This is a genomic window from Streptococcus rubneri (genome assembly GCF_004785935.1).
Lineage (GTDB): Bacteria > Bacillota > Bacilli > Lactobacillales > Streptococcaceae > Streptococcus > Streptococcus rubneri.
Genome location: NZ_SRRP01000001.1, coordinates 34861 through 55771 on the forward strand (window position 1 = coordinate 34861; position 20911 = coordinate 55771).

At 42.0% G+C, this 20911-nt stretch carries 18 protein-coding genes and 1 other annotated feature; of the genes, 15 read left to right on the forward strand and 3 right to left on the reverse strand.

The genetic code is table 11. The annotated features are described in order from the left end of the window. The first annotated feature begins 185 nt into the window (after positions 1 to 185). From typA to E5S68_RS00330, 15 genes are all read left to right on the forward strand, one after another. A complete protein-coding gene (gene typA, locus E5S68_RS00260) occupies positions 186 to 2033 on the forward strand; it encodes a translational GTPase TypA (protein WP_135781859.1) in 1848 nt (615 codons plus the stop codon). A 22-nt stretch (positions 2034 to 2055) separates the two neighbouring features. Continuing rightward, a complete protein-coding gene (locus tag E5S68_RS00265) occupies positions 2056 to 2313 on the forward strand; it encodes a DUF3165 family protein (protein ID WP_135781860.1) in 258 nt (85 codons plus the stop codon). Between the two features lie 184 nt (positions 2314 to 2497). Beyond that, positions 2498 to 3670 carry a hypothetical protein gene (locus E5S68_RS00270; protein WP_135781861.1) on the forward strand — a complete coding sequence of 391 codons (1173 nt, stop codon included), beginning with the start codon at positions 2498 to 2500 and terminating at the stop codon, positions 3668 to 3670. 503 nt (positions 3671 to 4173) lie between these two features. Beyond that, entirely contained in the window at positions 4174 to 5526 is a 1353-nt protein-coding gene (gene murD / locus E5S68_RS00275) for a UDP-N-acetylmuramoyl-L-alanine--D-glutamate ligase (RefSeq protein ID WP_135781862.1), read from the forward strand. A gap of 1 nt (position 5527) precedes the next feature. Then, the gene (locus tag E5S68_RS00280; RefSeq protein ID WP_135781863.1) at positions 5528 to 6598 is read left to right on the forward strand and encodes a UDP-N-acetylglucosamine--N-acetylmuramyl-(pentapeptide) pyrophosphoryl-undecaprenol N-acetylglucosamine transferase; all 1071 of its coding nucleotides are present in this window, start codon (positions 5528 to 5530) and stop codon (positions 6596 to 6598) included. Beyond that, positions 6595 to 7839 carry a cell division protein FtsQ/DivIB gene (locus E5S68_RS00285; protein ID WP_135781864.1) on the forward strand — a complete coding sequence of 415 codons (1245 nt, stop codon included), beginning with the start codon at positions 6595 to 6597 and terminating at the stop codon, positions 7837 to 7839. The genes E5S68_RS00280 and E5S68_RS00285 overlap by 4 nt, the downstream gene beginning before the upstream one ends. A gap of 141 nt (positions 7840 to 7980) precedes the next feature. Then, on the forward strand, positions 7981 to 9348 hold the full coding sequence (ftsA, locus tag E5S68_RS00290; RefSeq protein WP_135781865.1) for a cell division protein FtsA: 1368 nt from the start codon (positions 7981 to 7983) through the stop codon (positions 9346 to 9348). Between the two features lie 15 nt (positions 9349 to 9363). After that, positions 9364 to 10641, forward strand: a complete 1278-nt coding sequence (gene ftsZ / locus E5S68_RS00295) for a cell division protein FtsZ (RefSeq protein ID WP_135781866.1) — start codon at positions 9364 to 9366, stop codon at positions 10639 to 10641. A gap of 2 nt (positions 10642 to 10643) precedes the next feature. Further along, complete coding sequence (locus E5S68_RS00300; protein WP_135781867.1) at positions 10644 to 11312, forward strand: YggS family pyridoxal phosphate-dependent enzyme; 669 nt, start codon at positions 10644 to 10646, stop codon at positions 11310 to 11312. Positions 11313 to 11321: 9 nt separating this feature from the next. Continuing rightward, a complete protein-coding gene (locus tag E5S68_RS00305) occupies positions 11322 to 11951 on the forward strand; it encodes a cell division protein SepF (RefSeq protein ID WP_135781868.1) in 630 nt (209 codons plus the stop codon). 1 nt (position 11952) lies between these two features. Continuing rightward, positions 11953 to 12213, forward strand: a complete 261-nt coding sequence (locus tag E5S68_RS00310) for a YggT family protein (RefSeq protein WP_135781869.1) — start codon at positions 11953 to 11955, stop codon at positions 12211 to 12213. After that, on the forward strand, positions 12210 to 12998 hold the full coding sequence (locus E5S68_RS00315) for a YlmH family RNA-binding protein (RefSeq protein ID WP_135781870.1): 789 nt from the start codon (positions 12210 to 12212) through the stop codon (positions 12996 to 12998). The genes E5S68_RS00310 and E5S68_RS00315 overlap by 4 nt, the downstream gene beginning before the upstream one ends. Positions 12999 to 13007: 9 nt before the next feature. Beyond that, entirely contained in the window at positions 13008 to 13811 is an 804-nt protein-coding gene (locus tag E5S68_RS00320; RefSeq protein WP_135781871.1) for a DivIVA domain-containing protein, read from the forward strand. Then, positions 13802 to 14019 (forward strand) — a binding site (T-box leader). It overlaps the preceding gene by 10 nt. Before the next feature lie 53 nt (positions 14020 to 14072). Beyond that, entirely contained in the window at positions 14073 to 16865 is a 2793-nt protein-coding gene (gene ileS, locus E5S68_RS00325; RefSeq protein ID WP_135781872.1) for an isoleucine--tRNA ligase, read from the forward strand. Positions 16866 to 16921: 56 nt separating this feature from the next. Further along, a complete protein-coding gene (locus tag E5S68_RS00330; RefSeq protein WP_135781873.1) occupies positions 16922 to 17356 on the forward strand; it encodes a GNAT family N-acetyltransferase in 435 nt (144 codons plus the stop codon). An 88-nt stretch (positions 17357 to 17444) separates the two neighbouring features. Here E5S68_RS00330 and E5S68_RS00335 read toward each other — a convergent pair whose 3' ends face one another. The 3 genes from E5S68_RS00335 to E5S68_RS00350 all read right to left on the reverse strand — a co-directional run bounded on the left by E5S68_RS00335 (position 17445) and on the right by E5S68_RS00350 (position 20791). Further along, positions 17445 to 17747 carry a DUF1827 family protein gene (locus tag E5S68_RS00335; RefSeq protein WP_135781874.1) on the reverse strand — a complete coding sequence of 101 codons (303 nt, stop codon included), beginning with the start codon at positions 17745 to 17747 and terminating at the stop codon, positions 17445 to 17447. 67 nt (positions 17748 to 17814) lie between these two features. After that, a complete protein-coding gene (locus E5S68_RS00340) occupies positions 17815 to 18264 on the reverse strand; it encodes an NUDIX hydrolase (RefSeq protein WP_135781875.1) in 450 nt (149 codons plus the stop codon). A gap of 259 nt (positions 18265 to 18523) precedes the next feature. Beyond that, on the reverse strand, positions 18524 to 20791 hold the full coding sequence (locus tag E5S68_RS00350; RefSeq protein ID WP_135781876.1) for an ATP-dependent Clp protease ATP-binding subunit: 2268 nt from the start codon (positions 20789 to 20791) through the stop codon (positions 18524 to 18526). Between the last annotated feature and the right edge of the window lie 120 nt (positions 20792 to 20911).

Below are 20911 nucleotides of genomic sequence, written 5' to 3' on the forward strand. Positions count from 1 at the left end.
CTGACAAACCTTGCTCAAAGGGTTGAAAAATTTTCATGAATGGACTGGTTGAATTTGAGAATGAGAACTGACTTTTTCGAAAGAAACCATGAAAACATTTACACTAGGGTTTGCCGTGTATTTTGGGAAAGACTGTGGTATAATTGTTCAGTTAGAAATAAATAGGAATGAAATAAGAGGAAGTCATGACAAAATTAAGAGAAGATATCCGTAACGTAGCTATTATCGCCCACGTTGACCACGGAAAAACAACCCTCGTTGACGAATTATTGAAACAATCTGAAACTCTTGACGCACGTACAGAGTTGGCAGAGCGTGCTATGGACTCAAACGATATCGAAAAAGAGCGTGGAATCACCATCCTTGCGAAAAATACCGCAGTTGCCTATAACGGAACTCGTATCAATATCATGGATACACCAGGACACGCGGACTTCGGTGGAGAAGTTGAGCGGATCATGAAAATGGTGGATGGGGTGGTCCTCGTCGTAGATGCCTACGAAGGAACCATGCCACAGACTCGTTTCGTATTGAAAAAAGCCTTGGAACAAGACCTTGTGCCAATTGTTGTAGTCAACAAAATCGACAAGCCATCTGCTCGTCCAGCTGAAGTAGTGGACGAAGTCTTAGAACTCTTCATCGAACTTGGTGCAGACGATGACCAGCTTGACTTCCCGGTAGTCTATGCATCAGCTATCAATGGTACTTCTTCCTTGTCGGATGATCCAGCAGACCAAGAAAAGACCATGGCGCCAATCTTTGATACCATTATAGACCACATCCCAGCTCCAGTTGATAACTCAGATGAGCCCCTTCAATTCCAAGTGTCTCTTCTTGACTACAATGACTTCGTTGGTCGTATCGGTATCGGACGTGTCTTCCGTGGTACTGTCAAGGTTGGGGACCAAGTTACCCTTTCTAAACTAGACGGTACAACCAAGAACTTCCGTGTGACGAAACTCTTTGGTTTCTTTGGTTTGGAACGTCGTGAAATCCAAGAAGCTAAGGCTGGTGACTTGATTGCCGTATCCGGTATGGAAGACATCTTTGTTGGTGAAACCATTACTCCGACAGATGCTGTTGAAGCTCTGCCAGTCCTTCACATCGATGAGCCAACCCTTCAAATGACCTTCTTGGTCAATAACTCACCATTTGCTGGTCGGGAAGGAAAATGGGTGACTTCCCGTAAGGTTGAAGAACGCTTGCAAGCTGAGTTGCAGACAGACGTTTCTCTTCGTGTAGATCCGACTGACTCACCAGATAAATGGACAGTTTCAGGTCGTGGGGAATTGCACTTGTCTATCCTCATTGAAACCATGCGTCGTGAAGGTTATGAGCTTCAAGTGTCTCGTCCAGAAGTGATTATCAAAGAAATTGATGGAGTCAAATGCGAACCATTTGAGCGTGTGCAAATCGATACACCTGAAGAGTACCAAGGTTCGGTTATCCAAACCTTGTCAGAGCGCAAGGGTGAGATGTTGGATATGGTTGCAACTGGAAACGGTCAAACTCGTTTGGTCTTCCTTGTTCCTGCGCGTGGGTTGATTGGTTACTCAACTGAGTTCCTATCAATGACTCGTGGGTATGGAATTATGAACCACACCTTTGATCAATACTTGCCATTAATTCCAGGTGAAATTGGTGGACGTCACCGTGGTGCCCTCGTTTCTATCGATGCTGGTAAGGCAACAACTTACTCAATCATGTCGATTGAAGAACGTGGAACCATCTTTGTCAACCCTGGTACTGAGGTTTATGAAGGGATGATCATCGGGGAAAACTCTCGCGAGAATGACTTGACAGTTAATATCACTAAAGCAAAACAAATGACCAACGTTCGTTCAGCGACCAAGGATCAAACAGCTGTGATCAAGACTCCTCGTATCTTGACACTTGAAGAATCACTTGAGTTCTTGAACGATGATGAATACATGGAAGTAACGCCTGAATCTATCCGTTTGCGTAAGCAAATCCTCAACAAGGCAGAGCGCGAAAAAGCAAACAAAAAGAAAAAATCAGCTGCAGCTGAATAAGAAATAAGAAAGGAGTGACAAAATGGTTTATTTAATTATAGGTATTTTGATCCTCCTTTTTTACCTTTTTGCAGCTCCAAAGAGTATTAGAGGAACTCTGAATGTAGTAACCTTGGTCGTATTATTGGTCTCTTTGGTGATTCTACTCTGCTTAGCGATTTTCCAAATTTTCCAATTGCCATCAGAATTTTTTGTTGGAGCTTTCTTGTCCTTCGTGGGCTACCTAGCTTTGGTAGATATTTCAAGATTACCAACCAAGTCAAAAAAACTGAGACAATAGAAGATTAATAAAGATTTAAAGTTTTAGAGCTGTAAAAGGGGAAGTCTTCTCTTTTGTAGCTCTTTTTTGCTTAGCAAGAGTCAAATAAATAATCAAATGATGAAAGAAGTGGGGCATCTTTGTCGGTTTGCTAATTGATTGTAGTAAGGGTATAATAAAAGAAAGCAATAAGGAGGGAATAGTGATGAAATCAAAAATGATTCGAAATTTGTTTCTAATTTTTGCTGGGATCAGTGTCTTACTCTTGGGATCTTGTAGTGGGAACTCCATCCCTAAAAAATCTTCTGGCGACTTTTCCCAGTATGAATATGCTGTTAGCTTCTATTCCTATCGCCCAAAGGGCAAAGGGGATATTCTAACGAAGCTCTTTTTCATTGACAAAAAAGGAGAACAAAAAGAATATTCTCTAAAGGGGTATAATGTTGGTACGCTTTTCCAAGAAGGAAATGAAATTTATGCCTACTCTTTTGGAGCTAGACCTCATTTGGTGTTCAAGTCCCCTTCTACTTATTCCGTTTATCCAAGTCAATTTTCCTTTATGGATTTTACTAACTATCCTGTTCGATTTGTTTCAAAGGGACAGAAAGGGTCGATTGAAGGATTATCTGTGGAGGATGGGAGGGTAGGTGTGTTGAGAAGTCGCATTCGCTACACTAACTCTAAAAACAAGCAGGTACTGTCACCAGAGGTTAATCTGAGCCTTGGTAAAGGGATCGAAGTCAACTCAAAAATTTTTGTTACAGGATTTGATTTAGTTGATGATGATATGAGTTTTCTCTACCTAGATGAGGAAAAGAACGAATTTGAGTTTATTGAGTTGCAGGATCCGTCTCAGTCTGACTTCCAGGAACTCTTATTGGTAGACGGGAAAGTGATAACCATTGGGAATCCTCATTTTAGTCGCTTTGATGATGAGGAGAAGCGAGAGGAAAAGAAAAATAAAGTTAGCCTGACAAGTATTGACCCAACTAGCTTAGAAGTAAAAGAAGAGATCTTTGAAGCCGAGAGAGTCCTCACTGCCTATCCTATTAAAAATCACTTTCGCTTTGTGACATCAGATCATCGATTGCTAGAATACACAAGTGACTTAAGACTGATTTCTGAAAAAGATTTATCCGATACTGATTTTGTCAACCTTTATAGTGACACAAGTCTAACAGTCCAAGAAGTACGTTATACGAATGATAAGGTCGTAGTCCTAGCAACTCCAGCAAAAGCTTCCACCAAAGAAGTGGGGATCATTGTCGAGTTTGATGCTGAAACCTTAGAGGTGAAAAAACGAATCACCATTCCCCTCTCTGAAAAAACAGAATGGAAGACGGATTCCACTGATTTGCTTCTCATTGATCATCCCTAAAATTTTTTGCTAAGAAATACAGAAAAGAAAGCCTGGTTCAAGTAGATGAATCTTTAACTTTCTTTTCCCAATAAAGACAACACCTACCGGTAAGTGATTACTTATTGCTTTTCGGTGGGTGTTTTTTGACTCGTACTGTAGGAGTCGAAGCCAATGGTGATGGCAGACGTTTTCTTTATTGATCGAGCCTTATGATGATTGAGGCTCACCTACCTAAGCGCATGAAATGATTCGCTCCTTGGATTGCATCGTTTCCTTTAATAATCAAGGTCGATGGGATGGTAGAGGAGTAGAGTTCTATAAATAAAAGAACCCAGTAACAAACCAAGAATGAAGCTAGGAAGGCTTCCTAGACGGTTAGGAGAATAGGTAGAGGTATACGAATTCGAAATAACATCAGTTGTAGGGATTTGATCAGTTGTTGTTTCTTTTACTGTCTTGGGGCTTTTTAAATTGTCTAAAAAAGGGTAAAATAGAAGGTGAACAAATTGGAGTAAAAAACAATGAAGACTATTGAAACATTTAAAAATAAAAAGGTTCTTGTCTTGGGTTTGGCTAAGTCTGGAGAATCTGCTGCCCGTCTATTGGATCGTCTGGGAGCTATCGTAACCGTCAATGATGGAAAAGCCTTTGAAGAAAATCCGGCTGCTCAAAGCTTGCTGGAAGAAGGGATCAAAGTCGTAACAGGAGGACATCCTCTGGAACTCTTGGATGAAGACTTTGCGGTGATGGTGAAGAACCCTGGAATTCCTTACAATAATCCTATGGTTGAACGGGCTCTTGAAAAAGGCATCCCTGTTTTGACCGAAGTTGAATTGGCCTACCTCATTTCAGAAGCGCCCATTATCGGAATCACTGGTTCAAATGGGAAAACAACTACCACTACCATGATTGGAGAAGTATTGACTGCTGCTGGACAAAATGGTCTCTTGTCTGGGAATATTGGGTTTCCAGCTAGTCAAGTCGCTCAGACAGCGACAGCTAAAGACACATTGGTGATGGAATTATCTTCCTTCCAATTGATGGGGATCGAAGCCTTTCATCCAGAAATCGCAGTCATCACCAATCTCATGCCAACCCACTTGGATTACCATGGATCCTTCGAAGGTTATGTAGCTGCCAAATGGGCGATTCAAAAGAATATGACGGCCAAGGATTTTGTGGTGCTAAACTTTAATCAGGATCTAGCCAAAGACTTGTCTCAGCAAACACAGGCTACTGTGGTACCATTTTCAACCCAAGAAAAGGTAGACGGAGCTTATTTAGAGGATGGTGTCCTTTACTTCCGAGGTGAAGCCGTTATGCGAGCAGATCAAATCGGAGTACCAGGTAGCCACAATGTAGAAAATGCTTTAGCTACTATTGCAGTGGCTAAACTTCGTGGCATTGACAATCAAACTATCCAGGAAACCTTATCAGCCTTTGGTGGAGTGAAGCACCGCTTGCAGTATGTAGCTGAGATTGAAGGGGTGAAGTTCTACAATGATAGTAAGTCCACCAACATTTTAGCTACTCAAAAAGCCTTATCTGGCTTTGATAACGCTCATGTCATCTTAATCGCTGGTGGCTTGGACCGAGGCAATGAGTTTGATGAATTGGTGCCAGATATTACTGGTCTTAAAAGGATGGTCATCCTTGGAGAGTCTGCTGAACGGGTGAAACGAGCAGCGGATCAAGCGGGTGTGGCCTATCTAGATGCGACGGATGTGGCAGACGCAACGCGTAAAGCCTTTGAATTAGCAGAGTCAGGCGATATCGTCCTGCTCAGTCCAGCCAATGCCAGCTGGGATATGTACGCGAATTTTGAAGTGCGGGGCGATGAGTTCCTTAAAACAGTAGAAGAGTTGAAAAAATAATATGAAAAAAATAGTATTCACAGGGGGAGGCACAGTTGGGCATGTGACCTTGAACCTTCTCCTCATCCCTCGCTTTATTGAGGATGGTTGGGAAGTTCATTATATTGGGGACAAGAAGGGGATTGAGCACCAAGAGATTTTGAAGTCTGGCTTGGACATCCATTTCCATTCGATTGCGACAGGCAAGCTCCGCCGTTATTTCTCTTGGCAAAACATGTTGGATATCTTCAAGGTCTTCTGGGGAATTCTCCAATCGATTTGGATCATGCTTCGTATACGGCCACAGGTTTTGTTTTCTAAAGGAGGCTTCGTTTCGGTTCCTCCTGTAGTGGCTGCACGACTTTGTCACGTTCCTGTACTGGTGCATGAATCAGATCGTTCCATGGGCTTGGCCAATAAAATTGCCTACAAGTTTGCGACGAAAATGTTCACGACCTTTGAGCAAGCGAAAGGCCTAGTGAAAGCCCAACATGTGGGAGCTGTCACCAAGGTCAATCAGGAACAAGTTCCAATCCCAGTTGAATTGGAAACCGTTTTTGCTCAATTTGATCCACAGTTACCAACCCTTCTTTTTGTGGGCGGGTCTGCTGGTGCGCGTGTTTTCAATGAGTTTGTCACAAATAATCGAGAAGCTTTGCTGGCAAGCTACAATGTCATTAATTTGACAGGGAATTCCTCCTTGAATGAGCAAGCTCCCCATCTTTATCGCGTGGATTACGTGACGGATCACTACCTTCCTTTGCTCCAAAAGGCAGACCTAGTGGTGACTCGTGGTGGTGCCAATACGATTTTTGAACTCTTGGCTATGAATAAACTGCATATCATCGTTCCTCTAGGGAAAGAAGCTAGCCGTGGAGACCAAATCGAAAATGCCCAATATTTTGTTGAAAAAGGCTATGCGCAAGCTATTGCTGAACCAAATCTGAGCATGAATCGTTTACAAGAAACGATAGAAAAAATGTTCCAAGAATCGGGTCGGTATCATCAAGCCATGAAAGCTTCGAAAGAGCTCCTTTCTTTGGATGACTTTTATAGTTTGGTCCATCAAGAAATAAATAAAAGGAAAAAATGACGGATAAAAAGAAACAGAATACTCCTAAAGAGGTAACTAAGTTGTCCGAATGGCAGAGACGAAATCAGGAGTATCAAAAGAAAAAACAATTAGAAGAGCAAGAAGAAAAAGAAAAGAAGGCACAAGAAGAGAAGGAAAGACAGGAACTTCTAAAAGAAAAAGCTATTTCTGAAGAGCAGGAAATAGACGAAGTTGCTCTCGGAATGGAAGATCCAGAAGATCAGACTGAAGAAACTGATGATGATTCTGAGCATGTTGAGTTGGCTGATCAAGATGATGAGGAGACTTCAGAAGCTGAGGAAGAAGAGGGAGTAGAAGAAAAAATCATTTATATTTCTGAGATTCCTGAGGAAAGTAGTGAAGAAGAGGTTGCTAAAAAATCCAAAAAAGAGCGCCTCATTGCAAAGCGCCATATATATCGTGCTCTTCCAATCTTAGTCATCAGCACCTTGGTTGCTATCTTCTCTACTTATCTCATGACCCCTATAGCTAAGCAAAAGGTGATCGAGTTTTCTGGGAATAATAATGTAGATCAAAACCTTCTCTTCAAAAAAAGCCAGATCAAGGACAAAGATTATACCTTGACAACTTTCCTGAATAGTGAGATTTATCTGGCTAATATGAAGGCGGCTAGTCCATGGATTAAGGATATTTCAATGCATTATGCCTTCCCAACGACTTTTAAGGTTCAGGTCACTGAGTACCAAGTATTTGGTTATTATGTGACGGAAGAAGACCATTACCCCATCTTAGAAAATGGAGAAGTCGTGGAAAGCCAAGTCGCCTCTGATCAATTAGCTTCTACCTATTTAATCGTCCGATTTTCTGATCGTGATTTGGTGAGGCAGTTTGTCAAACAAATGGGGAAAGTTTCAGCGTCCATTAAAGAGGAGATTGAAACAGTTGACCTAACTCCAAGTAAGGTTACCAAGGATTTAGTGACCTTAACGATGAAAGATGGAACAAAGGTACTCGTACCTATTTCACAAATCAAACGAAAACTTCCCTATTACCACCAGATCCGAAAATTGGTAGAAGATGGTAGTGTCATTGATATGGAGGCAGGGATTTATAGTTATAATTCCGAAACGATGGCGACCTTAGCTCAAGAGAAAAAAGAGAAGGAACAAGAGGAAAAGTCCATGAAAACGGAAGAAGGGGAAGAATCCGAAGAAAGCTCGACAGAATCAGAGCAAAGTGTGGCCCCTCTTGAAGGCCAAGAAACACTTCCAACTGAGTAGTGCCCCATAAATTATCTGAAATAAATAAAGAAAAATATGCCCACTATGGGCATATTTGTGTTATAATGAAATTTGGATAGTTCTAACTAAATGGGGCTATTAATTGATGTATAGGAAAACAAAAGAGAGAGGACTGGTGTAATGGCTAGAAACGGCTTTTTTACAGGTTTAGATATCGGTACTAGTTCAATTAAAGTATTGGTGGCAGAACATGTCAATGGAGAAATGAATGTAATTGGAGTCAGCAATGCTAAGAGTGCTGGTGTCAAAGATGGAATTATTGTCGATATTGAAGCTGCTTCGAATGCAATCAAAACTGCAGTCAGTCAAGCTGAAGAAAAAGCAGGGATTTCAATAAATCTTGTAAACGTTGGATTACCAGCGAATCTCCTTCAGATTGAAGCAACACAAGGGATGATTCCTGTAACCAGTGATTCCAAGGAAATTACAGATGCAGATGTTGAAAATGTTGTCAAATCTGCCTTGACGAAGAGTATGACACCTGATCGTGAAGTCATTACCTTTATTCCTGAAGAATTTACAGTGGATGGTTTCCAAGGGATTCGTGACCCTCGAGGAATGATGGGGATTCGTCTAGAAATGCGAGGCCTTCTGTATACAGGTCCTCGAACAGTTCTCCACAATCTTCGCAAAACCGTTGAGCGCGCAGGTCTTCAAGTTGAGAACATTATCATTTCTCCACTGGCAATGATTAAGTCAGTGTTAAACGAAGGCGAACGTGAATTTGGTGCAACCGTCATTGATTTAGGCGGAGGCCAAACAACCGTAGCATCTGTCCGTAATCAAGAACTTCAATTCACAAATATCTATCAAGAAGGTGGCGATTATGTCACGAAAGATATTTCTAAAGTCTTGAAAACTTCTCAGAAGTTGGCAGAAGGATTGAAATTTAACTATGGAGAAGCGTATGTCCCTGCAGTTGGAGACGAAGTCTTCCATGTTGAAGTGATTGGTGAAATCGAACCTGTTCAAGTAACTGAAAAGTACTTGGCAGAAATTATTTCAGCACGAATTAAACACATCTTTGATCAAATCAAACAAGATCTTGAAAGAAGACACTTGCTTGATTTGCCTGGTGGAATTGTCATCATCGGTGGTGGTGCTATTCTCCCTGGTATTGAAGAATTGGCTCAAGAACAGTTTGGTGTAAATGTCAAACTCTATGTGCCAAATCAAATTGGAATCCGCAACCCAGCATTTGCTCATGTGATTAGCTTGTCTGAGTATGCAGGAAATCTAACAGATGTGGATATTATTGCCCAGGCAGCTGTGCACGGAGATCAACGTCTTCGCCAGCAACCTGTTCAATTTGATCGTCCAGTTCAACAACCTACTCCAGCTCCTCAGCCGGTCCCAACCTATGTTCAAGATCAGATTGAGCCAGCGATTAATGTTGAAGCGGAGCATCCAGTAGACGAACAACATGGACAAGAAAAAACTACCTTTACAGACCGAATGAAGAATCTTATCGGTACTATGTTTGATTAAGGAGTGTAAGTATTTATGACATTTTCATTTGACACAGCGGCAGCACAAGGTGCAGTCATTAAAGTAATCGGTGTCGGTGGTGGTGGTGGCAACGCCATCAATCGCATGATTGACGAAGGCGTTGCAGGTGTAGAATTCATCGCAGCCAATACGGATGTTCAAGCACTTTCAAGTGCTAAAGCTGAAACTGTTATCCAATTGGGTCCAAAATTGACTCGTGGGTTGGGTGCTGGAGGTCAACCTGAAGTTGGCCGTAAGGCAGCAGAAGAAAGTGAAGAAGTATTGACAGAAGCCTTGCAAGGTGCTGACATGGTCTTCATTACAGCAGGAATGGGTGGTGGATCTGGTACAGGTGCTGCTCCCGTTATTGCTCGCATTGCAAAATCTGTAGGTGCTTTAACCGTTGCTGTAGTTACTCGTCCATTTGGATTTGAAGGAACAAAACGTGGAAATTTTGCTATCGAAGGGATCAATGAACTTCGTGAGCATGTAGATACCTTGTTGATTATTTCTAACAATAACTTGTTGGAAATTGTAGATAAGAAGACACCACTTCTTGAAGCTTTGAGTGAAGCAGACAACGTTCTTCGCCAAGGGGTTCAAGGGATCACTGACTTGATCACAAGCCCAGGATTGATTAACCTTGACTTCGCAGACGTGAAGACTGTTATGGAAAACAAAGGAAATGCCTTGATGGGGATTGGGGTAGGAACTGGTGAAGAGCGCGTGATTGAAGCGGCTCGTAAAGCTATCTACTCACCTCTCCTTGAAACAACTATCGATGGTGCAGAAGATGTGATCGTTAACGTTACTGGTGGTTTGGATATGACCTTGATTGAAGCGGAAGAAGCTTCTGAAATCGTTAACCAAGCAGCAGGACATGGTGTGAATATCTGGCTCGGTACATCAATTGATGAGACAATGAAAGACGAAATTCGTGTAACAGTTGTTGCGACTGGTGTCCGCCAAGATAAAGTGGAAAGAGTAAGTGGTATGACTTCTCATACACCAAGTTCTGGTCGCTTCTATCAAACCGGCCCTCGCGAACAACGGCCACAATCACCACAATTTGATCGTGACTTTGATTTGAAACAAGAAATCGAAATGCCAGCTCCACAACAACGTTCTCAACAAGAGACACCTCGTGGTTCTGCTTTTGGAGATTGGGATATTCGTCGTGAAAACATTGTTCGTCAATCTGACACCAATGCAGGACGTCAAGTTGACCGTTACGTGGATTCATCATCAGATGATGATGAATTGGAAACACCACCATTTTTCCGTAATCGTTAAGAATGAATGTAAAAGAGAATAAAGAGCGAGTATTTTCTCAGGTTGCTCATGCAATGGAGCAGGCAAGCCGCACAGACAGTGTTCAAGTGATTGCTGTCACAAAGTATGTGGGTGTTGACCAGGCTTTAGCCTTAGTAAGGGCTGGAGTTGGTCATATTGGTGAAAATCGAGTTGATAAATTTCTTGAAAAATATCAAGCTCTTAAAGAAGAGAGACTAACCTGGCATTTGATCGGGAGTCTCCAACGACGCAAAGTGAAGGATGTGATTAACTTTGTTGACTACTTCCACGCTTTGGATTCGGTAAAGTTGGCTCAGGAAATTCAAAAAAGAGCTACTCATCCGATTAAATGTTTTTTACAAGTTAATATTTCAGGAGAAGAAAGCAAGCATGGATTTGCGCCTGAGGAGTTAGATGCTGTCTTACCTGAAATTGAAAACTTGGATAAACTACAGATTGTTGGCTTAATGACGATGGCTCCTTTTGAGGCAAGTCAGGACGAATTGCAGAAAATTTTTGCTGCAACCCACCAACTTCAAACAGAATTACAAAAGAAACAGTTGAAAAATATGCCCTTTACTGAGTTGAGTATGGGAATGAGTCGTGATTATGATGTGGCTATCGCAAATGGATCGACTTTTGTTCGCATTGGGACATCATTTTTCAAATAGGAAAGAACTATGTCATTAAAAGATAAATTTGGTAAATTTATAGATTATTTTACTGAGGATGGAGAGGAGTATGAGGTACAAGAAGCCCCTGCCAAAGCGGTAGGAGAAAGCCACCCTGTACAGCCTGCTAAACCAGTTCAACAATCATCGAAACCGCGTCAACAAACTGTGGTAGCTGTGAAAGAACAAAAACCAACTCCAGTTGCAACGCCTCGTCCACAAAAAGCTTCTAGCTCCGTGGCTGAGTCTGCTCCATCACAAAAATCATCTTCTGAGAACATCACACGTCTGCACGAACGTCAGCAAGAATTGGCGAGGAATCGCTCCGTAGCTGAAGAAAAAATTACGATTGATGTTCGATATCCTCGTAAGTATGAAGAAGCAACTGAGATTGTGAATTTACTGTTGGTAAATGAAAGCATCTTGATTGACTTCCAATACATGACAGAGGTTCAAGCAAGAAGATGTTTGGATTACTTGGATGGTGCTCGCTATGTCTTAGCTGGTGATCTCCGTCGGGTAGCCAGTACCATGTATTTGTTGACCCCAATTGGAGTAGTCGTTAACATCGAAGATATTCGTCTTCCAAATGATGTGGAAGTCACTGAGTATGACTTTGATATGAAACGCAGTCGTTAAAATGTTTATTCTTCAATTAGTATATAATCTCTTCTATGTTTTTGAATTGTTGCTAATCATCTATGCCTTGCTTAGTTGGTTTCCAAATGCACCAGAATCAGGATTAGGTAAAATGGTTCAACGAATTGTCGAACCATTTTTGGGCCTATTTCGTAAATTACCTCTGCAAGTTGGCGGGTTAGATTTCACAGTACTTGTAGCTCTGTTAGTTTTATCTGGACTGCAAAGGTTTGTATTACAAGTTTTGGCACAATTTCTATGACCAAGGGATTTTATCAACATTATAACCGAGAAGATCATCCTTTTATCGATCGAGCCTTGGAATTGATTGCTAGGGTAGAGGAAAGGTATAGCTTTGAACTCACTTCCTTTCTCAATCCACACCAGATTGATATTTTACGTCAAATTGGTGCTCATCATGGTCTGCAAGTATTTTCTAGTGCTAAAATCCTCCCATCGGAATATGCCAGGGCTATTCTAGCTCCTAGTTATTATATATTAGAGGAAGCAGATTTTGAGATTAGCTTGTTAGAAGTGACTTATCCAGCAAAATTTTATACCTTGACTCATTCACAGGTCTTGGGGACTGTTCTTCACCAGTTGGGAATTGAACGGAAATCTTTTGGGGATATCCTTATGGGCGATGGGAAAGTTCACCTATTTGTGGAACAACGATTTTCAAGTTATTTCCAAAATAACCTGAAAAAAATTGCAAAAGTTTCTGTTAAGGTTCGTGAGGTAGACTATTCGAAACGGCTAATGGTCGAAGAAAAGTCGAAATTCAAGGATTTGCTTGTCACAAGTATTCGATTGGATAAATTAGTAGCAGCGACGTTTCAATTGTCCCGGTCAGTAGCTAGTCAACTGATTCAAGCTGGACAAGTGAAGGTGAATTATACTACAATCGATAATCCTAGTCGGGTGATCCAATTAGAAGATTTGATTAGTGTTCGTAAATATGGCCGCTTCAAGATGGTATCAGAAAATGGCCTTTCAAAAAATGGGAAACATAAATTAACTGTCGAAGTGTTTTCCAGTAAAAAATAAGGAGTAACTATGGCACTTACAGCTTTAGAAATCAAAGACAAACAATTTGGAGTAAAATTTAGAGGCTATGACGCTAGCGAAGTAGAAGAGTTTCTAGATATCGTATACCGTGATTATGAAGATTTGGTTCGTCAAAATCATGAATTAGAAGTGAAAATCAGCGGTATGGCTGAACGGTTAAATTATTTTGACGAAATGAAGGATTCATTGAGCCAGTCTGTATTAATCGCTCAGGATACAGCTGAACGTGTGAAGCATGCTGCGAATGAACGTTCTGAAACGATTGTTCGACAAGCCGAGCAAGATGCACATCACTTAGTTGAAGAAGCAAAAGCGAAAGCAAATGAGATTCTTCGTCATGCGACTGATAATGCGAAAAAAGTTGCAGTAGAAACAGAAGAATTGAAGAACAAAACTCGTGTCTTCCATCAACGTTTGAAATCAACCATTGAAAGCCAATTGAGTATCATTGATACACCTGAATGGGATGAAATCCTTCGTCCAACAGCTATGTACATTCAAACAAGTGACGAAGCTTTCCGTGAAGTGGTTGAAAAAGCTTTGGATGAGACCGTTCATCACAATTACGATGATGAAGCAATTGATTTGACCCGTCAATTCTCTCGCGCTGAAATTGAAGAGCTCCAAAAACATATTGAAGCTGTAAACCGTGAATTATCAGCTACTCAAGCTTTTGAAGGTCTGAATGAAAAAGTTCAAGAAGCTTTAGAAGAAGCGGAAAAGAACCACGTTGAGGAGCCAGTTCCAACTGTCACAGTTGAAGAACAACGTGAATCTGTTTCAATTTTATAATCTGTAAAAACAGTGACCTTATAAAATAGTTATAGCGAGCAGGTGATGGTGGAAGACCTGCACTTCCTTTTATAAAGTTGATCCTTTTACAAAATCTTAGTGGTGAAATAAGTAACCACTAACGCTAGTCAGCGTTAGCGACAAAAGAGGAGAAAGAGAGTATTCTCTTTCTTGAATAAAGGTGGTACCACGACTTGTCGTCCTTTTTGGCGGGGTCGTGGTCTTTTATTTTGTGTAATTATATTTTTAATAGGAGACTCCATGAAACTCAAAGATACATTGAATTTAGGGAAGACAGCTTTTCCAATGCGTGCTGGTCTTCCTACAAAAGAACCAGTATGGCAAAAAGAATGGGATGAAGCAAAATTGTACCAACGCCGTCAGGAATTGAACCAAGGCAAACCGCATTTTACCTTGCATGATGGCCCTCCATATGCAAATGGGAACATCCACGTGGGCCATGCTATGAACAAGATTTCAAAAGATATCATTGTTCGTTCCAAATCTATGTCAGGATTTTACGCACCATATATTCCAGGTTGGGACACTCACGGTCTGCCAATCGAACAAGTTTTAGCTAAACAAGGTGTCAAACGCAAAGAGATGGACTTGGTTGAGTACTTGAAACTTTGCCGTGACTACGCTCTTTCTCAAGTTGATAAACAACGGGAAGACTTTAAACGTTTGGGTGTTTCAGGTGACTGGGAAAATCCATATGTGACTTTGACTCCAGACTATGAAGCAGCTCAAATCCGTGTCTTTGGTGAAATGGCCAACAAAGGCTATATCTACCGTGGTGCGAAGCCAGTTTACTGGTCATGGTCATCTGAGTCTGCTCTTGCAGAAGCTGAAATTGAATACCATGATTTGGTTTCAACTTCACTTTACTATGCCAACAAGGTTAAAGATGGCAAGGGTGTCCTAGATACAGATACTTACATCGTTGTCTGGACAACAACTCCATTTACCATCACAGCTTCTCGTGGGTTGACTGTTGGTGCGGATATTGATTACGTCTTGGTCCAACCAGCTGGCGAATCTCGTAAGTTTGTGGTTGCTTCAGAATTGTTGAACAGCTTGTCTGAGAAATTTGGTTGGGCGGATGTTCAAGTTTTGGCTACTTACCGTGGTTCAGAATTGAACCAAATTGTGACAGAGCACCCATGGGATACAGCAGTAGATGAACTGGTGATCCTTGGTGACCATGTTACGACTGACTCTGGTACAGGTATTGTCCATACAGCACCTGGTTTTGGTGAGGACGACTACAATGTCGGTGTTGCCAATGGTCTTGAAGTTGCAGTAACGGTTAATGAACGCGGTATTATGATGGCAAATGCAGGTGCTGAGTTCGAAGGTCAATTCTACGACAAGGTTGTACCAACTGTTATCGAGAAACTTGGTAATCTTCTCCTTGCCCAAGAAGAAATCTCTCACTCATATCCATTTGACTGGCGGACCAAAAAACCAATCATCTGGCGTGCAGTGCCACAATGGTTTGCCTCAGTTTCTAAATTCCGTCAAGAAATCTTGGACGAAATTGAAAAAGTGAAATTCCACTCAGAATGGGGTAAAGTGCGTCTTTACAATATGATCCGTGACCGTGGCGACTGGGTCATCTCTCGTCAACGTGCTTGGGGAGTTCCTCTTCCAATCTTCTACGCTGAAGATGGCACACCAATCATGACAGCGGAAACCATCGAGCACGTGGCTCAACTTTTTGAAGAGCATGGCTCTCTCATCTGGTGGGAACGTGATGCCAAAGACCTCTTGCCAGAAGGATTTACCCATCCAGGTTCACCAAACGGTGAGTTCAAGAAAGAAACTGATATTATGGACGTATGGTTCGACTCAGGTTCATCTTGGAATGGAGTCGTGGTTAACCGTCCAGAACTTAAATACCCAGCAGACCTTTACCTAGAAGGTTCTGACCAATACCGTGGTTGGTTCAACTCATCACTCATCACATCTGTGGCTAACCATGGAGTAGCACCATACAAACAAATCTTGTCACAAGGTTTTGCCCTAGATGGTAAAGGTGAGAAAATGTCAAAATCACTTGGAAACACCATTGCTCCAAGCGATGTTGAAAAACAATTTGGTGCTGAAATCTTGCGTCTCTGGGTGACCAGTGTAGACTCTAGCAACGACGTACGTATCTCAATGGATATTTTGAGCCAAGTTTCTGAGACTTACCGTAAGATTCGTAATACTCTTCGTTTCTTGATTGCCAACACTTCTGACTTTAACCCAGCTGAGGATGCAGTAGCTTACGAAGAATTACGTTCAGTAGATAAGTACATGACTATCCGCTTTAACCAACTTGTTAAGACGATTCGTGATGCTTATGCTGACTTCGAATTCTTGACGATCTATAAGGCGCTAGTGAACTTTATCAACGTTGACTTGTCAGCCTTCTACCTTGATTTTGCCAAAGATGTTGTTTACATTGAAGGGGCTAAATCACTCGAACGCCGTCAAATGCAGACTGTTTTCTATGACATCCTTGTCAAAATCACCAAACTCTTGACACCAATCCTTCCTCACACTGCGGAAGAAATCTGGTCTTATCTCGAGTTTGAAGCAGAGGACTTTGTTCAATTGTCCGAGTTACCAGATGCACAAAACTTCCCTAACCAAGAAGAAATCTTGGACACATGGGCAGCCTTTATGGACTTCCGTGGTCAAGCTCAAAAAGCCTTGGAAGAAGCGCGTAATGAAAAAGTAATTGGTAAATCTCTTGAAGCTCATTTGACAGTTTATCCTAATGAAGTGGTGAAGACTCTTCTTGGGGCTGTTAACAGCAATGTTGCTCAACTCTTGATTGTATCAGAATTGACCATTGCAGAAGGTCCAGCTCCAGAAGGTGCAGTGACCTTCGAAGATGTAGCCTTTACTGTTGAACGGGCTGCTGGTGAGGTTTGTGACCGTTGCCGTCGCATTGATCCAAGTACAGCAGGACGTAGCTATAACGCAACCATCTGCGATCACTGTGCAAACATTGTGGAAGAAAACTTTGCAGAGGCAGTTGCAGAAGGATTTGAAGAAAAATGAATATGAAAAATCGCAGGGAGACAATCTCCTTGCGACTTTTCACTAATGAGGAAGATATGTGGTATCAAAAGGGATTTAAGGAACTAGAATTGAAAGACTTTTACCAAATTGTCCATCTGCGTCTGGAGACCCTTGTCGTGGAACAGACAAGAATCTACAATGATCTCGATGATGTTGACTTTAGAGCTATCCATCTTTTTCAAAAAGATGAGCAAGGAAATATAGACGGCTATGCGCGCATCTTCGAAAGGGGTCAGACGGTTCATTTTGGACGAGTGGCTGTGGCAAAAGACAGTAGGGGAAAGGGATTAGGAAAGGCCATCGTAGAGAAAATCTTAGAAGTCTGCGAGCAGAAGTTTCCCGGTCGGACCATTGAAATTGAGGCCCAAGAACAGGTGGTTGGCTTGTATGAAAAGCTAGGTTTTCAAACGGTGAGCGAGCCCTTTATCCTGGCTTCCACACCTCACGTAAAAATGATCTATCCAAAATAAAAGAACCTTCCATCTCATCCTCGAGCTGGAAGGTTTTTTCATCATTTTTCAATACATGAAAGGGAAGAAAAAATAAGGCTAGGGAGCCTTACTTTGTAATGGGAAAAGAAATCTCAATCAGATTGTCTGAATGGAGAGTTTGCATGGCGGCTTGGTCAACTTCCGCAATATTAATTTTCCGTTTTAAAAAGAACTCACGAATAGTTTCTAGTTCTGTTTCACGAATAGAACGGTGTTTATTACTAATCAACAGTTCGTAGTGAGTAGGAGCTTTGGTGAAGATAACATCGGTGTTACCAGCTGAATAGACCTCAACAAGGGTAGCATCGGTACTTTCTAATTGGCTTCTAACGAGATTGGCATGACTATTTGTCGTATTGATAAGCTTCATGTGAGATCCTCCTAAGCTCTAGCTAGGTTTATTATAGCACTTTTTTCTATTTTGTGAAAGAAGGCACTTAGATTTTATGGGCAGATTTCCACATTTTGATGCCCCATTTATGGCTTCCTCTTTTCAACTTTTCAATGGCTTCGTCGATTGGGAACCAGGCAAGCTTATTAAAATCTTCTAGCGGTTTTTGAGCTTCTACAAAGGATGTTACTTCATAGATATAAGCAGGATTGTAGTAGTGAGTGTCTCGGTGACTGGAGTAGAAGTACTCATCGGCTTGGCCATAATACTCGCCGATGGTCGCAGTGAAGCCTAATTCTTCGATCAGTTCGCGCTCGAGTGCCAAGAAATGATCCTCTCCTGCTTCGATTTCACCTCCGGGTAGGAACCAGGCTCCATTGGGAGCTTGAACAAGGATAATCTGATCCTTGGTTGGATTTGGAATCACCGCATAAACGCCATAACGATTGACGTAGTCAACATTTTCTTCTTTTATTCCAAAAGTTGCAACAGTCATAATGATACTCAATTCTTATTTTTTTATCATTATAACATAGATGGACATAAAAAGCAGTAAGATATAAAAATAAGAGAGTGGGACAGAAATCGGTAATTCGATAGAATTCGATTTCGTCGTCCCACCTCCGCACAGTTGAGTAGGGCTGTAAAAGCTGATGAAAGCAGCGTAGTAGAGCCCACTCAACCACTGCGTCTTGCTCAACAATCCAAAGACAATTGAGTGGCTAGGACTTTTGTCCCAGCCACTTTAAATGCGATTATTCAGTTACTTTTTCTGCTTCGTTAGCAGGTTTACTCTTTCCTTTGATGCAAATTTTACCATTGCTAGTCATGACAGCCTTCAGCTCTTTTTCACTAGGATTTTCTAGGTAGTAATCTGTAATGGCATCTTCAATATAGTCTTGAATGGTGCGACGAAGAGGACGAGCTCCCATTTTCGGATCGTAGCCTAAATCAACTAATTTTTCCTTGACCTTATCGGTAACATCCAGGTGGATATCATTGTGGGCCAGGCGTTGGTTGACATCCTCTAGCATGAGGTTGACGATTTGAAGGAGGTTTTCCTTAGACAAGGCTTTGAATTCAATGATGCCGTCAAACCGGTTCATGAATTCTGGACTAAAGAAGTTCCCCAGTTCACCTAGGATAGAATTGGTACGACCTTCACGAGCTGCACCAAAGCCGACATTAGCCTCCGCTTTTCCAGTTCCTGCATTGGAAGTCATGATGATAATGGTATCTTTGAAGCTCACCGTTCGGCCTTGTCCATCTGTCAAGCGCCCATCGTCTAAGACTTGGAGGAACATATGCATGACATCTGGGTGGGCCTTTTCTATCTCATCCAAAAGAATGAGAGAGTAAGGGTTGCGACGCACCTTTTCAGTTAGCTGGCCAGCTTCTTCATAGCCGACATAACCTGGAGGAGCACCGACCAATTTGGCAACGGCATGTTTCTCCATGTATTCGCTCATATCAAAGCGGATCATGCTGTCAGCAGAACCGAAGAGTTCGATAGCCAACTGCTTGGACAACTCGGTCTTCCCGACACCAGTCGGACCAACAAAGAGGAAGCTTCCGATTGGACGGTTTGGCGTTCCAAGACCAACCCGATTGCGACGGATGGCCTTAGCAATTTTTTCAACAGCCTCATCTTGGCCAATGACATGAGCCTTCAAGTCAGCTGCCAAGTTGATCAATTGGGATTGTTCTTTTTCTTTCAAATCGCCAACTGGAATATTGGTCTTTTGCTCGACGATGTGTTCGATGGTCTTTTCGCTAATGACAGGCGTATCTTGGTCAGTGACCTGTTGCCCTTGCATTTCTTTGTACTTAGCGATTTGGTCGCGGAAGTAGGCAGCTTTTTCAAAGTCTTCATCACGCGTCGCTTGAGCCTTGAGATTTTCGGCTTCAATTAAGCGTTGGTCGATGACTTTGGGATCGACAAAATTAAGGGTCAAATTCATCTTAGAGCCTGCTTCATCCAAGAGGTCAATGGCCTTGTCTGGTAAGAAGCGGTCTTGGATATAGCGATTAGAAAGGAGAGCCGCAGCTTCGATCGCACCGTCTGTATAGTGGACGTGGTGGTAGTCTTCGTATTTCTTTTGAATCCCTTTGAGGATGGTGATGGTTTCTTCAACCGTTGGCTCATCCACCTTGACTGGCTGCATCCGGCGTTCAAGTGCCGCATCTTTTTCGATAATACGATACTCGTTGAGTGTCGTCGCACCGACTAATTGCAATTCACCACGAGCTAGGGCTGGTTTGAGGATATTTCCGGCATCCATGTTACCATCTCCAGCAGAACCTGCTCCTACGATTTCGTGAATTTCATCGATGAACAAAATCACATCTTCACGACGACGGATTTCTTCCATCAATTGTTGCATGCGTTCTTCAAATTGGCCTCGGATCCCAGTCCCTTGAACGAGGCTAACAACGTCTAAACGAATGACTTCCTTACCTTGCAATTTGTGAGGAACATCTCCATCGACAATCTTTTGAGCTAGTCCTTCTACGACAGCTGTTTTCCCAACACCGGGTTCTCCAATCAGGACAGGGTTATTCTTAGTTCGACGGTTTAGGATTTCAATAACTCGAAGGATTTCGTCGTCACGACCAATGACTGGATCGATATCCCCACGGCGAGCGATTTCAGTAACATTAATCCCAAACTCTTCTAAGAGGCCTTTGGGCTGTTGCTTGGCTTGGGGTCTGCTTGATCCTGAAGCTCGACCGTTCCCATTTGAACCGTAGCCATTTCCACCACCATAGCCCCCTCCAGATTGGGTCGGAGGCGTTTGAGGTTCTTGCGGAGCTTGGAAGTTTCCTAGTTGATTAAAGAAATCTTCAAAAGGATCCCGCCCTCCTCGATTTTGTTGGTTTAATCCTCCAAGAAGACTATTGTTAGGATCGGTTTTCATAATTTGATAGCAGTTTTGACAAAGGTCCACTTGCTGTTGGTGGCCATTCACATTGGTATAGAGGTGAATCGTTGATTCATTGATTTTACAGTTTTGACAAAGCATTCTCTTCCCTCTTTCTTCTAGGATAAAAAGCGTCTAGGCTATTGGTCAAAAATAGTCAAACTTTTATAGTTTCATTATATCAGTATTCTAAAAGTTTGCAAGAATTTACTATGGATGCTG

What these genes read in the sequence shown, in the direction of transcription:
- E5S68_RS00280 (WP_135781863.1), top strand. Translation starts at nt 5,528, where the DNA reads ATGAAAAAAATAGTATTCACAGGGGGAGGCACAGTTGGGCATGTGACC.
- E5S68_RS00350 (WP_135781876.1), bottom strand. Translation starts at nt 20,791, where the DNA reads ATGCTTTGTCAAAACTGTAAAATCAATGAATCAACGATTCACCTCTAT.
- E5S68_RS00265 (WP_135781860.1), top strand. Translation starts at nt 2,056, where the DNA reads ATGGTTTATTTAATTATAGGTATTTTGATCCTCCTTTTTTACCTTTTT.
- E5S68_RS00305 (WP_135781868.1), top strand. Translation starts at nt 11,322, where the DNA reads ATGTCATTAAAAGATAAATTTGGTAAATTTATAGATTATTTTACTGAG.
- E5S68_RS00335 (WP_135781874.1), bottom strand. Translation starts at nt 17,747, where the DNA reads ATGAAGCTTATCAATACGACAAATAGTCATGCCAATCTCGTTAGAAGC.
- ileS (WP_135781872.1), top strand. Translation starts at nt 14,073, where the DNA reads ATGAAACTCAAAGATACATTGAATTTAGGGAAGACAGCTTTTCCAATG.
- E5S68_RS00330 (WP_135781873.1), top strand. Translation starts at nt 16,922, where the DNA reads ATGTGGTATCAAAAGGGATTTAAGGAACTAGAATTGAAAGACTTTTAC.
- E5S68_RS00300 (WP_135781867.1), top strand. Translation starts at nt 10,644, where the DNA reads ATGAATGTAAAAGAGAATAAAGAGCGAGTATTTTCTCAGGTTGCTCAT.
- E5S68_RS00270 (WP_135781861.1), top strand. Translation starts at nt 2,498, where the DNA reads ATGAAATCAAAAATGATTCGAAATTTGTTTCTAATTTTTGCTGGGATC.
- typA (WP_135781859.1), top strand. Translation starts at nt 186, where the DNA reads ATGACAAAATTAAGAGAAGATATCCGTAACGTAGCTATTATCGCCCAC.
- E5S68_RS00310 (WP_135781869.1), top strand. Translation starts at nt 11,953, where the DNA reads ATGTTTATTCTTCAATTAGTATATAATCTCTTCTATGTTTTTGAATTG.
- ftsZ (WP_135781866.1), top strand. Translation starts at nt 9,364, where the DNA reads ATGACATTTTCATTTGACACAGCGGCAGCACAAGGTGCAGTCATTAAA.
- E5S68_RS00285 (WP_135781864.1), top strand. Translation starts at nt 6,595, where the DNA reads ATGACGGATAAAAAGAAACAGAATACTCCTAAAGAGGTAACTAAGTTG.
- E5S68_RS00340 (WP_135781875.1), bottom strand. Translation starts at nt 18,264, where the DNA reads ATGACTGTTGCAACTTTTGGAATAAAAGAAGAAAATGTTGACTACGTC.
- ftsA (WP_135781865.1), top strand. Translation starts at nt 7,981, where the DNA reads ATGGCTAGAAACGGCTTTTTTACAGGTTTAGATATCGGTACTAGTTCA.
- E5S68_RS00320 (WP_135781871.1), top strand. Translation starts at nt 13,008, where the DNA reads ATGGCACTTACAGCTTTAGAAATCAAAGACAAACAATTTGGAGTAAAA.
- E5S68_RS00315 (WP_135781870.1), top strand. Translation starts at nt 12,210, where the DNA reads ATGACCAAGGGATTTTATCAACATTATAACCGAGAAGATCATCCTTTT.
- murD (WP_135781862.1), top strand. Translation starts at nt 4,174, where the DNA reads ATGAAGACTATTGAAACATTTAAAAATAAAAAGGTTCTTGTCTTGGGT.